The 14,767-nt window shown below is 68.1% G+C and carries 10 protein-coding genes; 6 read left to right on the top strand and 4 right to left on the bottom strand.

Annotated features, from left to right (window positions below; genetic code table 11):
* Positions 1–116 precede the first annotated feature (116 nt).
* Positions 117–512 (bottom strand): acyl-CoA thioesterase, encoded by a 396-nt coding sequence (locus tag FBZ89_RS19840; protein ID WP_145751574.1) that lies wholly within the window; start codon positions 510–512, stop codon positions 117–119.
* Positions 513–646: 134 nt separating this feature from the next.
* Between FBZ89_RS19840 and parE the strand changes: the two genes are divergently transcribed.
* Positions 647–2,635: a DNA topoisomerase IV subunit B gene (gene parE, locus FBZ89_RS19835; RefSeq protein ID WP_145751573.1), complete on the top strand. Its 1,989-nt coding sequence runs from the start codon at positions 647–649 to the stop codon at positions 2,633–2,635.
* Between the two features lie 59 nt (positions 2,636–2,694).
* Here parE and FBZ89_RS19830 read toward each other — a convergent pair whose 3' ends face one another.
* Positions 2,695–5,004: a beta strand repeat-containing protein gene (locus FBZ89_RS19830; RefSeq protein WP_145751572.1), complete on the bottom strand. Its 2,310-nt coding sequence runs from the start codon at positions 5,002–5,004 to the stop codon at positions 2,695–2,697.
* A gap of 205 nt (positions 5,005–5,209) precedes the next feature.
* Positions 5,210–5,359: a hypothetical protein gene (locus FBZ89_RS30940; RefSeq protein ID WP_157999429.1), complete on the bottom strand. Its 150-nt coding sequence runs from the start codon at positions 5,357–5,359 to the stop codon at positions 5,210–5,212.
* A 603-nt stretch (positions 5,360–5,962) separates the two neighbouring features.
* Between FBZ89_RS30940 and FBZ89_RS19825 the strand changes: the two genes are divergently transcribed.
* The 5 genes from FBZ89_RS19825 to FBZ89_RS19800 all read left to right on the top strand — a co-directional run bounded on the left by FBZ89_RS19825 (position 5,963) and on the right by FBZ89_RS19800 (position 12,055).
* Positions 5,963–7,588 (top strand): DEAD/DEAH box helicase, encoded by a 1,626-nt coding sequence (locus FBZ89_RS19825; RefSeq protein ID WP_186457451.1) that lies wholly within the window; start codon positions 5,963–5,965, stop codon positions 7,586–7,588.
* A 30-nt stretch (positions 7,589–7,618) separates the two neighbouring features.
* Positions 7,619–7,861 carry an Lrp/AsnC ligand binding domain-containing protein gene (locus FBZ89_RS19815; protein WP_145751570.1) on the top strand — a complete coding sequence of 81 codons (243 nt, stop codon included), beginning with the start codon at positions 7,619–7,621 and terminating at the stop codon, positions 7,859–7,861.
* A gap of 252 nt (positions 7,862–8,113) precedes the next feature.
* Complete coding sequence (locus tag FBZ89_RS19810; RefSeq protein WP_246172353.1) at positions 8,114–10,432, top strand: LPS-assembly protein LptD; 2,319 nt, start codon at positions 8,114–8,116, stop codon at positions 10,430–10,432.
* A 101-nt stretch (positions 10,433–10,533) separates the two neighbouring features.
* Complete coding sequence (locus FBZ89_RS19805) at positions 10,534–11,136, top strand: glutathione peroxidase (protein ID WP_145751569.1); 603 nt, start codon at positions 10,534–10,536, stop codon at positions 11,134–11,136.
* Between the two features lie 154 nt (positions 11,137–11,290).
* Positions 11,291–12,055 (top strand): hypothetical protein, encoded by a 765-nt coding sequence (locus tag FBZ89_RS19800; RefSeq protein ID WP_145609230.1) that lies wholly within the window; start codon positions 11,291–11,293, stop codon positions 12,053–12,055.
* 66 nt (positions 12,056–12,121) lie between these two features.
* Here the strand turns inward: FBZ89_RS19800 and FBZ89_RS19795 are convergent, their stop codons facing one another.
* On the bottom strand, positions 12,122–14,680 hold the full coding sequence (locus FBZ89_RS19795) for an intermembrane phospholipid transport protein YdbH family protein (protein WP_145751568.1): 2,559 nt from the start codon (positions 14,678–14,680) through the stop codon (positions 12,122–12,124).
* Between the last annotated feature and the right edge of the window lie 87 nt (positions 14,681–14,767).

The raw sequence follows: 14,767 nt of genomic DNA, 5'->3' as shown, positions 1-14,767 counted from the left end.
AAACGCCGGCAGGCGCATCCGCGCCTTTGGCTTGTCCTCGCTCCGCCCTGCGATGCTCGCTGCGGCGGCCCCGGTCGGGGCCTATGGATAAATCAACTTGTCGGTCGCGCCTGGCCCTAATCCGCCTCGACGGGACGGGGGCGACCGTCTTCGCCGATGGCGACATAGGTGAAGACGCCCTCGGTCACCCGCACCGCCTCGCCCGTGGCGCCCCGGCGCACCCAGGTGTCGATGCGCACGCGGACGGAGGTGCGGCCAACGGCCAGGATCTCGGTGTAGCAGTTCAACTCATCGCCCACCGCCACCGGCCGGTAGAACTTCATGGCCTCGATGCCCACGGTCGCCACCCTGCCCCGCGCCCGCCGCACGGCCTTGGCGGCACCGGCCAGATCCATCTGCGACAGCACCCAGCCGCCGAAGATGTCGCCGTTGGCGTTGGTGTCCGCCGGCATGGCGAAGGTGCGCAGCGCCGGCGCCGTGGAAAAGTCGGGGGCGGGCGGTTGGTCGTTCATGGGTCCGTACTCCAGGCCGGGCACCCCCGATTTGGGAGGGTGCCGCGGCCATCCTTACAAAATGTGGTGGTCATCGGGGCCGATCCGCCGCCCCGGTCCTTGAACTGCGGCGACGCCCGCTCCTATAATGGGGTATGAGCGACCTGTTTCAGAATACCGCCCGCAAGCAAGACAGCTATTCCGCCCAGGACATCGAGGTTCTGGAGGGGCTGGAGCCTGTCCGCCGCCGCCCTGGCATGTACATCGGCGGCACGGACGAACGCGCCCTGCACCATCTGGTGGCCGAGGTGCTGGACAACGCCATGGACGAGGCGGTGGCCGGCCACGCCAACCGCATCGACCTGGAACTGGCGGCCGACGGCACCGTGTCCATCCGCGACAACGGCCGTGGCATCCCGGTGGACGACCATCCGAAATACCCGGGCAAGTCGGCGCTGGAGGTCATCCTCACCACCCTGCATTCCGGCGGCAAGTTCAGCGGCAAGGTCTACGCCACCTCCGGCGGCCTGCACGGCGTGGGCCTGTCCGTCGTGACCGCGCTGACCGACCAACTGACGGTGGAGGTGGCGCGCGACCGCACGCTCTACACGCAAAGCTACAGCCGGGGCGTGCCCCTGACGCCGCTGGTGAATGCCGGCCCGGTGAACAACCGCCGCGGCACCCTGGTGCGCTTCCACCCCGACGCCCAGATTTTTGGCGAAGGCGCGCATTTCAAGGCGGAGCGGCTGTACCGCATGGCGCGGTCCAAGGCCTATCTGTTCCGGGGCGTGGAAATCCGCTGGAGTTGCGATCCCTCGCTGCTGGCCGACGACAGCCCCATCCCGGCGGCCGAGACCCTGCATTTCCCCAACGGCCTGCTGGACTATCTGGTCTCGGCCCTGAAGGACCGGCGCACCGTCACCCCAACCGCCTTCGCGGGCCAGGCCGACTTCCCCAACCAGGCCGGCCGCGTGGAATGGGCGGTGGCTTGGCCCGAGGATGACGAGGGCTTCAGCCACACCTACTGCAACACCATACCCACGCCCCAGGGCGGCACCCATGAACAGGGCCTGCGCCAGGCGTTGACGCGCGGCCTGAAGGGCTATGGCGAGCTGGTGGGCAACCGCAAGGGCCCGTCCCTGACGGCCGAGGACGTGGTGGACGGCGCCACCATCCTGCTGTCCGTCTTCATCCGCGACCCGCAGTTCCAGGGCCAGACCAAGGAAAAGCTGGTGAGTGCCGAGGCCGTGCGCCTGACCGAGGCGGCCATCAAGGACCACTTCGACCACTGGCTGTCGGCCGCCCCCGACGCCGCCAAGGTGCTGCTGGACCGCCTGGTGGAAAAGGCGGAGGAGCGGGCGCGTCGCCGCGCCGCCAAGGACATGGCGCGCAAGACCCCCACCCGCCGCCTGCGCCTGCCCGGCAAGCTGGCCGACTGTTCGCGCCAAAGCTCCGAAGGCACCGAGATCTTCATCGTCGAGGGCGACAGCGCCGGCGGTAGCGCCAAACAGGCGCGCAACCGCGAGACCCAGGCCATCCTGCCCCTGCGCGGCAAGATCCTGAACGTGGCCTCGGCCAGCACGGACAAGCTGCGCGGCAACCAGGAACTGAGCGACCTGGTGCAGGCCCTGGGCTGCGGCGCCGGCAAGGAGTTCTCCGCCGAACGGCTGCGCTATGAGCGCATCGTCATCATGACGGACGCCGATGTCGATGGCGCGCACATCGCCTCGCTGCTGATGACCTTCTTCTATCGCGAGATGCCGGCGCTGATCGAAAACGGCAACCTGTTCCTCGCCCTGCCCCCGCTGTATCGCCTGTCCCAGGGCAGCAACGTCCGCTACGCCCGCGACGATGCCCACAAGGACGAGCTGCTGGGCAGCGTGTTCAAGGCCAACCAGAAGGTGGAGATCAGCCGCTTCAAGGGCCTGGGCGAGATGCAGCCCAGCCAGTTGAAGGAAACCACCATGGACCCGGCGCGCCGTACCCTGCTGCGCGTGACGGTACCGGACATCCGCGACCCGGAGCAAAAGGACGACGCGGAGAGCACGGCCAGTCTGGTGGAAAGCCTGATGGGCCGCAAGCCGGAGCTGCGCTTCAAGTTCATCCAGGAAAACGCCAAGTTCGCGCAGGATCTGGACGTTTAAGCGCCGGCTGAAAGCTTAGGCGAACGCCCGGACGGTTCCCCATCCGGGCGTTTCGTTTTTCAGCTGTGCCAGACGCCGTTCAAGGCGCCGGCGTAATAGCTGTTGCCCGTGCTGCTCTGGCTGGTGGTCAGCGGGTTGAAGCCCGCGTGGCCGTTGGTGAAGGTGGTCATCTTGCCCAGCAGGGTGGTGACGTCCGCAGGCGTCAGCAGCACGCCGTCGCTGGCCTTGATGGTGGCGACCTCGGCACTGGTGCTGGTGAACCAGTTCGCCAGGCGCGCCGCCTGCCCCACCCCCAGCTGCTCCACCACCAGGTCGTTGCCCGCGCGCTGCAGCCATACCTTGTCATGGGTGACGAACAGGTCCAGCTCCCCGCTGGGGCCCACCCCGTTGCTGGACAGGGACAGGGCGGCGCCGGTGCCGGCCATGACGATCTTGTTGCCGGCGCCAGTCAGGTTCAGCGTGTCCCCGCTGCCGGTAAGGGTGATGGTGTTGCCGGGCCCCGTCATCTTCAGGCCGCCCTGGGCGCCGACCGTGACCACGTTGCCGGAGCCGTTGACCGTGTTGCTGGACTTGGCGGCCAGGGTGATGGCGTCACCGCCTGCCGTCACGCTATTGCCCGTGCCGTTGAGGGTCATGGTTTCGCCGGCGACGGTCAGCGTGATGGCGGCATTGGTGCCGTTGACCGTCTCCGTCGCACCGCCGGGTGCCGCCACCGTCAGCGTCGCGTCGGAAGCGGTGATCGTGTCATTGCCGCCGGTCACCGTCAGGCTGGCGCCGCTGGCGATGGTCGCGGTGTCGCCATTCCCGTTCAGGGTGGCGCTGGCCTTGGCGGCCAGGATAAGGCTGCCGCCCGCCGCGGTGGTCACTTGGTTGCCCGTGCCCGCCAGGGTCAACGTATCGCCCGTGCCCTGCACCAGGATGGTGTCACCCGCGGCGCTGATGCTTTCGACGCTGTTGCTGGCGGTGACGGTGATGGTGGCGCGGCTGGCGGCGCTGCCGAGCACGACGTTCTTGCCGCCGGCCAAGGTGACCTGGTCGCCCGTCCCGGTCAGCGACAGCGTGGCGCCGCTGCCCGCCATCAGCGTGTCGTTGTTGCCGGTGGCCAGCAGGATGCCCACGTTGGTCAGCGTATCGACCTTGCTGCCGCCCGTGACCGAGGCGCGCCCGCTGACCAGATTGATGGACATGCCGCTGGCGTCATAGCGGATGGTGGCGGCGGCCGAGCCCGAGAGCGTCGCGCCGGTGGCGTTGCCCACCACCGTCGTGGCGGCGGCCATCGCGGCCACGGTGGCGCCGCCCACGGCGGTGACGATATTGCCGGCGCCCTGCACGACGGCCCTGCCCCCATCGCTGACGGTCACGATGTTGTTGGTGCCGTTAATGGTGGCGGCGGCCCCTTGCGCCACGGTGACGGTGTTGGCGGTGCCGGAGATGACATCGCCGATCGCGGCCACGCCGACGACCTCACCATTACCCAGCAAGGTTTGGCCATTGGCCGCCAAGCTGACGTTAAAGCCAGGCCCGGCGACGGTGAGCGTCGCGTCGCGGCCCAGGATGGTGGTCGGGCCGGCACTGGCCGGGCCGGTCAAGGTGGCGCTGCCGCCGGACAGGAAATTCAACGATGTGCCGGCGCCATTCAGCGCCAGGTCAGACTGGGTGGTGATGGTGCTGGTCCCGGCGTAGAGGCGGTTGGCCCCTTTCTTCGAGCCGGTGACGGTCACGTTGCCGGCGCCGGCCAGGACACGGATGGTGTTGCCCGCCGCCTGGACCAGCATGTTGCTGCCGCCCACCGACAGGGCGTTGCTGGCGTAGTTCAGGAATACGGTGTCGCCCGTGCCCGTCACCGTTTCCACCAGGTTGGTCGCGGCCAGGACGATGGTGGAGTTGCTGCCCAGGTCGGTGACGGAATTGCCCGAGGTATTGAGGTTCAGCGTGCCCGAGCCGTTCATGGTGACCTGGTTGCCGGTGCCGTTGACCGTCAGGCCGCCGCTTTTGGCGATGGTCAGGAAATTCAGGCTGCCGGTGAAACTGGAGGCGAAGCCGTTGAAGAACACATGGTCGCCGGAATAGCTATCGACGACGGTGTTGTTGTTATTGATATTGACGATGTTGCCGCCGCCGATAAGGGTGATCACATCGGCGGTGGCGGTGACGGAGATCACCCCGCCCCCCACGGCGATGGTATTGCCCGCGAAACTATCGACAATGGTGTTCCCGCCGCCAACGATGCTGGTCACGCCGTTGATGGTGGACTGCAGCAGGGTGATGGTGTTGCCGGACCCGACGATGGTGTCGCGGTTGCCCTGCACGACCAGCGTGCCGCTGTTCACCAGCGTCGAACGATTATTAGCGGTAACAATGGTCGCCATCGTGCGTTCCCCAACAAACACGCAAGATGGCCATATGGCAATCACCCAGGCCGTTGTGTATCGCGCATAAGATTATATTTGGGCTCATCTTGGTCGCACCCAAGAAAAAAGGCCGCATCGCTGCGGCCTTTTTCAAACAAACCGGATGAACGGCCAGGCTGCCAGCCCGGCACCGCCCATTACCGGAAATGAGAAATGGAAAAGCTCAGTGGCCGTGGCCGCCGTGACCGTGATCGTCATGGCCGTGGCCGCCATGCCCATGATGGGCATTCGCTTCGGCCGGCTTCACGGCGGCGATGGACAGCGCGGCGAGCAGGCTGAGGCCGAGGAAAGCAGCGATGCCGATGGTGACCATGGATATCGTCCTTATGAAGCAAGGGGCGGTTGAGCCGACAAAGGAAGCCTAGACCAGTTCTCGCGGGCTGCGCAACCGGCCAGGTGACAAAGTCGTGTCATCTCTTGAGATGATGGGGCTTCCGCCGGCCAAAACAAGGGCCCAAAACAAGGGCGGCCAGGCTATCGACTCGGCGGTGGCCCGATCAGGCTTCCGTCTCTCTGCCTCGTCACCGGCCGGTGCATCGGGGAAGCGCCACGGGGCCGCGTCGCACGATTAACCCGGCAACAGGATAAGAACCGGCTTCCCTCCCGCCCCGGACTCGGGCGCGGAAGATGACACAACAGTTGACATTAAAGGAAATCCTTGCCCTTGCGGGCTGGAATTGATATCGAACGCGCGACCCTAGATCATGCCGCGACTTCCGCCAAGTCGCGCGTGGTTCGGGTATGGGCGGCGCCGGGCCGCCATGTACAGGCCTGGATGCGGCCCCGATCCCGTTTGAAGACGGGCTTGGCGTGGGATGGCGGCCCCGCCGGCCCGGCGCTTGATCCAAAGGGGGGCGCGGCGGTTCCGCCGGGTCCCGTCCTTTTAACGACGCACATCATACAGATACAAGGTCGCATGCTTTTCTCGGAAATTGGGCTAGGCCCGGAAGTCCTTCGCGCGGTTGAAGACGCGGGCTATAGCCAGCCGACCCCGATTCAGGAAAAGGCGATCCCCTGGGTGCTGCAGGGTCGCGACGTGCTGGGCTGCGCCCAGACCGGCACCGGCAAGACGGCGTCGTTCACCCTGCCCATGATCGACATCCTGGCATCCGGCCGCGCCCGCGCCCGCATGCCGCGCTCACTGATCCTGGAGCCGACGCGCGAGCTGGCGGCGCAGGTGGCCGAGAACTTCGAGGTCTACGGCAAGTACCACAAGCTGAACATGGCGCTGCTGATCGGCGGCGAATCCTTCGGCGACCAGATCAAGAAGCTGGAGCGCGGCGTCGATGTCCTGATCGCCACCCCGGGCCGCATGATGGATCTGTTCGACCGCGGCAACATCCTGCTGTCGGACATCAAGATCCTGGTGATCGACGAAGCCGACCGCATGCTGGACATGGGTTTCATCCCGGACATCGAGCGCATCGTCGGCCTGCTGCCCAAGATGCGCCAGACGCTGTTCTTCTCGGCCACCATGCCGCCGGAGATCCGGCGCCTGGCCGACGCCTTCCTGATGAACCCGCGCGAGATCACGGTGGCCCCGCCGGCCTCCCCCGCCGCCACCGTCACCCAGGCGGTGGCCATGGTGCGGGGCGAGGACAAGCGCGAGGCCCTGCGCCACCTGCTGCGAACAGAGGACGTGAAGAACGCCTTCATCTTCTGCAACCGCAAGCGCGACGTCGCCCTGCTGCACCAGTCGCTGACCAGGCACGGCTTCAACGCCGGCGCCCTGCACGGCGACATGGTGCAGTCCAAGCGCACCGAGACGCTGGAACAGTTCCGCCAGGGTGAGATCGCCCTGCTGTGCTGCAGCGACGTGGCCGCGCGCGGCATCGACATCGCCGGCGTCAGTCACGTCTTCAACTTCGACGTGCCCCACCACGCCGACGACTACGTCCACCGCATCGGCCGTACCGGCCGCGCTGGCAAGTCCGGCCGCGCCTTCATGCTGGCCACGCCGGACGACAGCCGCACCCTGGGCGCCATCGAGAAGCTGATCGGCCGCGAAATCCCGCGCATCATGATCGATGGCCTGGAAACCCCGGACATGTCCGAGGGCGAGAGCGAAGGCGGACGCCGCCGTCGCAGCAGCCGGAGCGACAGCGCCGCCAAGGGCGGCAGCCGTCGCCGCGGCAGCAGCCGGGGCGACGCCGCCCCCGAAGCCCCGCGCGAGGCCCAGGCCGAAGCCGCGCCCGTGGCGGAGGAAGCGGTGGAGGCCCGCCGGCCGGAACGCCAGGAACGGCCCGAACGCTCTGAGCGCCAGGAACGCCCTGAGCGGGGCGGCCGTGACCGCAACCGGAACCGCGACAATCGGGGCGAAGCCCGTGAGGGCGGCCGGAGCGAGGGGGGTCGCGCCGACGCCCGTCCCCCGCGCCAGGATGACCGGGGCGAGCCGCGCCGCCGCTGGCGGGATGAGGATGACGGCCCGACGGTCGTCGGCTTCGGCGATGACGTGCCGGCCTTCATGCTGCGCGTGGCGCGTCCCGTGGCCCGCGCCGTTCCACCGGAAACTTTTGACGGTTCCGACACGCCCGAGGCGTGACGGCGAACGCCGGAGGCTTGGAAGCATCCCATGCAGACCATCTTCGTGCAGATCAAGTGCGAATTGGGCAAGGCCTACGACGTGGCCGATTCGGCCGTGGAGGCCTTGGAAGAGGTTTCCGAGGTACATTCCATCTCCGGCCAGTACGACCTGATGATGAAGTGCTATCTGGGTGACGAGGCCGACATCGGCCACTTCGTCACCCAGCGCCTGCAGACCCTGCCGGGCGTCAAGGACACTTTCACCATCATCACCTTCAAGGCCTTCACCTGACATCCCCGCCGCCCCTTCGCGGGGTTGGTGCCGCCCGTGGCGTTTTCCAGGATGGTGTTTCTGGGCCACGCGCCGACGATATCGGGAGATGAGCCCGTGGAACGGGCCAGCCGTGTTGACTTGGCCCACGGCATGGGCAAGAAGGTGATCCATGAAGCGGAGCAAGGACATCGGCCACATGGCCCGGAACGGCGGCATCCCCACCCCCAGCCCCTGCGTGCACTCGGGCGCGCTGACGGGGAGTGCGACACGTTGAGCCCCCATCCCCTGATTGCGGAGCCGTCCATGGCCGCCACGCGGCGGCGTGCCGCCATCGCCGCCACCCTGATGGTCGGCCTGATGTCCAGCACGGCACTGGCGCAACAGCAGCCGACACCGCCTTCCACCGGAGCACCCGCCGCCCCCCAGGCTGCGCCCGCCCAGGCCGCCGCCCCTCAGGCCGCGCCGAAGAAGGACCAGCCGCCCGTCCTGCTGGAGGCCGACCAGGTCGACACGGACAATGAGCTTGGCATCACCACCGCGACCGGCAACGTGCAGCTGTCGCAGGGTGGCCACGTCGTGCTGGCCGACACCATCAGCTATAGCGAGCGATCCAACGTCATCACCGCCAGCGGTCACGTCGTCATGATCCAGCCGGACGGCGAGGTGATGTTCGGCGACTATGCGGAACTGACGGAGGACCAGAAGCAGGCCTTCGTCGACCAGTCGCGCATGCTGTTGCAGGACAACAGCCGCCTCGCCGGCTATCAGGCCGAGCGCATCGACGGCCGCTATACCCGCGTCACCCGCGGCACCTACAGCCCCTGCAAGCTGTGCGAGGACGATCCCACGCGGCCGCCCACCTGGCAAATTCGCGCCAAGCAGGTGACGCACGACAACACCTCGCACGACATCTATTTCCGCGACGCCACCATCGAGGTGGCGGGCGTGCCCATCACCTACCTGCCCGCCTTCTCCATGCCCGATCCCACGGTGGACAGGCGCAGCGGCTTCCTGACGCCCACCATTGGCTACAACACCAATTTGGGCATGTTCGCGCGGGTGAAGTATTACTACGACGTCTCGCCGGACAAGGACCTGCTGTTCGACCTGTTGCCCAGCGCCAACGACGGCTTGCTCATCGGCACGAAATATCGCCAGCGCTTCACCAACGGCTACCTGGAACTGCAGGGGGCAGCCACCTATACGCAGAACCCGCAGGCGACGTCCAACGGCACCATCAGCCCGACGGAGCTGCGCGGCTGGGCGCAGGGCATCGGCCGCTTCGACATCGACGATTCCTGGCGCTGGGGTTTCGACCTGAACCGGGTCACCGACAACAACTTCCTGTTGCGCTACAACTATAGCGCTGAGCAGCTGCTGACCAGCCGCCTCTATACCGAGCACTTCGCCGGCCGCGACTACTTCAACGCCGGCATCTACGGCTTCCAGGACCTGCGCCCTTCCAACACGTTGGAAGAGCCGGTGGCCCTGCCGCTGATCACCTACAGCGCCCTGGGCGAGCCGGGCGAAACGCTGGGTGGCCGCTGGTCCTTCGACGCGCAGTACCTGGACCTGTGGCGCGAGCAGGGTGTGCGGTCCCGCCGGGCCTCACAGGTCTCGGGCTGGCAGGGCGACTACACCAACAGCCTGGGCATGGTCACCACCGTGAACGCCCTGCTGCGGACCGACGCCTACGCCATCGGCAACCTGAAGGACGCGGCCAACGGCGGCCCCCGGGACGACTTCACCCGCGTCCGCATCTTCCCCCAGGGCCAGATCATGACCCGCCTGCCCTTCGTACGCGAGGACGGCACCGTGTCGGAGATGATCGAACCCATCGTGGCCTTCACCGCCGCGCCCAACTATCACAACAGCCGCGACCTGCCGAACGAGGACAGCGAGGACATCGAGTTCGATTCCACCAACCTGTTCCGCCTCAGCCGATACCCTGGCGTCGACCTTCTCGATGGCGGCCAGCGCGTGACCTACGGTGTCCGCGCCGGCGTCTACGGCAATGGCGGCGGCAGCAGCACCCTGTTCTTCGGTCAAAGCTACCGCCTGCAGCACAACACCGACTTCGCGGTCAATTCCGGCCTGTACAGCCGCCAGTCCGACTATGTCGGCCGCCTGGAACTGACCCCCAGCCCGTGGATGGACATCAGCTACGGTTTCCGACTGGATCCGACCAGCGGCGCCCAGCGCATGCACGATTTCACCGGATCGTTCGGCCCGTCCATCTTCCGCGTGTCGGGCAGCTACCTGTACATCAACAAGCTGGAACTGCAGAACGGCACCACGGCCGACACCACCTCCAACCTGCAGGAAGTCAGCGGCGGCGTGACCTCGTCCTTCCTGAAGTATTACACGGTGGGCCTTTCCACCCGGTACAACCTGGCCGAGGGCGGCGGACCCGTGTCCACCAGCCTGACCACCACCTACCAGGACGACTGCTACACCTTCTCGCTGATCATGGAGCGTGATTACGCCCAGCGTGTCGGCCTGGCGTCCGGCAACCGCATTTACTTCCGCATGATCTTCAACAAGCTGGGCACGTTCGTCAGCCCCGCCTTCACCGGCACCTCGCATTAGTTTTGCAGGTAACCCGGTTACGGGGTTTATAGTCCGATATCGCGACCAGGCGGGGCCTCCAGGCAGCGGGGCCCCGCCACCGATATCCGAGGAAGAACCCCATGCCCGCTTCCCTGCCGACCCGCCGCGTCCTGTTCCGGGGCCTGGCCATGGCCGCCCTGGCCATCGCCGGCCTGGCCGCCGCCCGCCATGTCGATGCCGCCACCCCGTTGCCCAGCTCCGCCGCAGGCTCGGCATACGATTACAAGTTCACCTCCATCGACGGCGATCCGCTGCCCCTCAGCCAGTTCAAGGGCAAGGCCATCCTGGTGGTGAACACCGCCTCCCTCTGCGGCTTCACCCCGCAGTACAAGGGCCTTGAGGCTCTCTACACCGCCTACAAGGACAAGGGCCTGGTGGTGCTGGGCGTGCCTGCCAACGATTTCGCTGACCAGGAACCGGGCAGCAATAAGGAGATCAAGCACTTCTGCGACGCCAACTTCGCCGTCGATTTCCCCATGACGGAGAAGGAAACGGTGACCGGCGACAAGGCCCATCCCTTCTACAAGTGGGTCGGCGCCGCCAAGGGCGCGCCCAAGTGGAATTTCCACAAGTACCTGATCAGCCCTGAGGGCGCGCTGATCGCCGCCTTCCCCAGCAAGGTGGAACCGGAATCGCCGGAACTGAAAGCCGCCATCGACGCGGCGCTGTCGCACAACGGTTGAGAGCCGACGTAGACACGGCGGGGTGGGCCATCCCCCCGTTCATTGGCCCAGCCGTTGGCCCGTCGTGCATATAGGCCGACAGCCGCTTGAGTTTGGGAGGCGGCCCCGCTAGGGTCAGGCCCGGGAGACGTTGTTTCCCGGGCTTACTAATTCCTTGTTCTCCCTGACCTATCTGCTGGGTGTTGGCGCCACCATGAGTTATGGCCTCTATGATCACAGCCGCCGGGCCCGCCGCCGTTTCTGGGGGCGTCTGGGCAAGTTCCTGCTGCTGGCCGGTGTCGTCGGCGTCGCCTGCGCCTTCAGCTATGAGGTGGGGCAGGAACAGTTGATCCGGCGGGAACAAAGCCTGCAGACGCAGCTGACCCAGGCCCAGTCCGCCAAGGAGGAGACCGAGCGCAAGGTCGCCCAGCTGCAAGCGGCGCTGCAGACCGCCGAAGTGCGCGTCAGCGAGCTGCAAGTGCGCTATGACCGCGACGTGCCCACGGGCGACCTGGGCCGGTTGAAGGACCTGCTGGCCAAGAAGATGGTGGAGGGTGTGGACGCCGGCCGCCTGGCGCTGATCATTGAGCAGACGGGCACCCCCCGCTCCTGCGGCAAGGCGGAGACCAAACGCTTTGTCCTGTCGACCTCGCTGTACAAGGGTCCCAACACCTCGGCCGGCTTCGCCGACGGCGCCATCACCGTCTCTGGCGAGGGCGCCACGTCGCGCAGCCCGGACGGCGCGCCGCAATCCTGGTTCGACCCGGCCAAGCCGGTCACCCTGAAGTTCACCGACAAGAACGGCAAGGAAACCCAGACCACGGGCATGCTGCCGCTGCAGCATTCGGTGATCATCGACGACACCGAGTACCGCTTCAAGATCAGCCCCGGCTCACGCTCCTTCGTGGACGTGGTGGGCGATCACTGCCCGTTCCCTTGATGCGCGCGGCGCTTGATCGACCATGGTCAAGGGCACGCTCAGGCGCCGGCGAACATCCACCGTCCGCTACTGCCGTCGCTCTGCGGCACTGGTGGCGGACAGGTCGCCGGCGTCCAATTCCAGGTCCAAGTCGACCGGATAGCCGCCATAGAACCCCGGGTTGACGCCGCGCAGCAGCAGGCGGGCGCGTGGGTCGGTCAGGATGGGGCCCTTGGGCTCCAGCGTCAGGGCTTGATAGTCGTAATCGGCCAGTGCCCGGGTCACCAGGGCCACCTTGCCGTTGTGGTCGGGGTTCAGCACCACCGGCACGCCGGCGCCGGTCGTATCCGCATAGCCGATATGGCCGGGCGCCTCCGCCTGCAGGCCGCCGTAGGCCAGCACCGGCGCCATGCCGTCGAAGCGCCCCAGCAGGCGCCCGCCCAGCTTTCCTTGCAGGGTGTAGCCGGCCGCCGCCCAGGCCGGCAACGCCTGGGCCAAATCCACCTCCGCCACCGTGGCGCTGAAGCCGCCACCCTCCTCCGGCGACAGATGCACGTGGCCGCCGGCCCAGGCCAAATCGCCGCCTTGCAGCAGCACCCGGCCCTCCGCCAGTTGGAAATCCAGCCCCACGTCCTCCAGCGCCAGGGCGGCGCGCACGGCCTTGGCCTCGATATGCTGGACAGGCGGACTGTGCAGCGGGAACAGCCCGTCCAGCGCCACCGCCCCCTTGAGGCCGTCGATGGCCAGGGACGGGCTGGCGAGGCTGACGGCATCGGCCCGCACCTCCCCCGACGCGGTCAGATGCCCCTGCTCCCAAGACAGATGGGCGCGGCCTGCCACCGTGCCCAGGCCCTGGACCGGTCCCGCCAGACCGGCGCCGGGCAGCAGGCGGCTGAGATCCGGCACGTTGGACAGTGTCAGCGGCTCCAGCACCGCCGCCGCCTCCCCCCGCTTTTCCGCCCCGATCCAATGGCCGCTGAGCCCCAGGATCAGGGGCGTGTCCAACCCGCGGGCCTGGCCCGCCAGGGTCAGCGTGGCGGCCGGATCGCCGGACAGGGTGACGGCCAAGGCCAGGGGCGGCAGCATCGCACCCCGCACACGGCCGCCATCCAGCGTCAGTTGCCCGGAATGGGCGCGGTTGGCGCGATCGAAGCCGGCGGACAGATGGGCCCCTTCCAGCGTACCGCCCAGCAGCACCGGCGCCTCCACTGACGCGGCGGACGCCTCCAGGGCACTCAAGCCCCCGGCATCCCAATCGGCGGCGATGTGCAGGCCGGTGGTGCCACCGGCGATGAGTGGCGCGGCCGCCGGCCCCAGGCGCCCCACCAGGGCACCCTGTGCCTCGGCATGCCCCCGGCGTTCCTTGCCCCAGCCACCGCGCCAGGCCACCGTGAGGTGGCCGTCGGCACCGGGGTCCCAGCCCAGGCTGACCGGCGTGCCCCGTCCGTCCCGCAACCGCCCCCCCACTTGCGCCGCACGGGTCAGATCCAGGCGCCAGGCGCCATCGCCTTCCGGCGTCAGGTTTCCGCCGCCGTTGAGGAAGGCGGCCATCAGCGGCAGTTCCGGCGCCGTCATCCCCTCCGCCGCGACGGTCACGGCCAAGGCGCCGCCCCCGGCGGTGCCGGCCACGGTCAGCAGACCCTCGCCGCTCCAGGTCCCGGCGCCCCGGGCGCGCAGGGTCGTCCCCCACGGCGCGGCGGGCATGGCGGCCTGCGTGCCGGTCCCCTGCATGCCGATCCAGGGCTTGGCGCCCTCCAAGGCCAGGTGGGCGGCGGGCGTCTCGGCGGTGGCGCTCACGGTCCATCGGTCCCCGTCGCCTTGCGCCACCAGGTGGGCGGAAATGGGGCCGCCCCAATCGCGCACGCGCAGGTCCGTTACCGTCAGTTCAGCCTTGGCCGTGCCCTTGGGGCCTGCGGCCAGGGTGCCCGACACCATCGGGGTGGCACCCGGCGCCGCGGCCAGCCGCAGTGCTGGACCATCCGCCGTCTTGGTCAGGCTGACGGTCACGGCAAGCGCCGGCCAGCCGGCCGCCGGCTCCATCACCGCCTGCCCCTGCCAAGCGCCCGCTTCCGCCCCGTCCCCCGCCTTGTGATCGAGCGTGGCGTGCAGGGCCAAGGGCATGGACCAGTCACCGTGGATCAATTGGGCCGATCCAATGTCCACATGGTCGATGGGCAGATCCGTCAGGCGCGCCAGGGCCTGCCCGTTCAGATGGCCGGCATCCAGGCTGACCCCGGTCAGCGCCAGGCGCGCCGGCTGGCCCCAGGGCACCAGGCCGGCGAAGGTCACCAGCGCGGTGTCGGCCTCCAGTCCCGGCTGCAGGCGCACGCCCGCCTCCAGCCAGCCCCAGCCGGCGTGCCGCACCGTCACCTGGGCATCGGCGAAGCCGGCCTCGACCAGGGCCGCCTTCAGCCGCTGTTCCGCCGTGGCCGGCAAAATCAGCCGGCCGGCCAAAATGCCCCCCGCGATGGCCAGGGTGAGGGGCACCAAGCCCCATAGCCAGCGGCCCCCCCATGGCGGCAGGCCGGCCTTGAACGGGATCGGCCACCGCCACCCCTCCAACGCGGCCCGCCACGACGGCAGGCGTCCCGCGCCGGGCGTCGGGCGACGCTTGGCCTTGGGCGCGCGCAGGTCGGGGGGCCGCATTCCGGGCGGCGGCCGTAACGGCGGCATGGACATAGGATGTATAAGTCCTTCCCGGCCCCGGTGGTGCCCGGAACCGTGGTGGAGAGT

It is taken from the genome of Nitrospirillum amazonense, assembly GCF_007828045.1.
In the GTDB taxonomy this organism is placed as follows: Bacteria; Pseudomonadota; Alphaproteobacteria; order Azospirillales; family Azospirillaceae; genus Nitrospirillum; species Nitrospirillum amazonense_C.
Note: the sequence above shows the minus strand (reverse complement) of the source record. Positions and strands in the feature narration are given on the sequence as shown.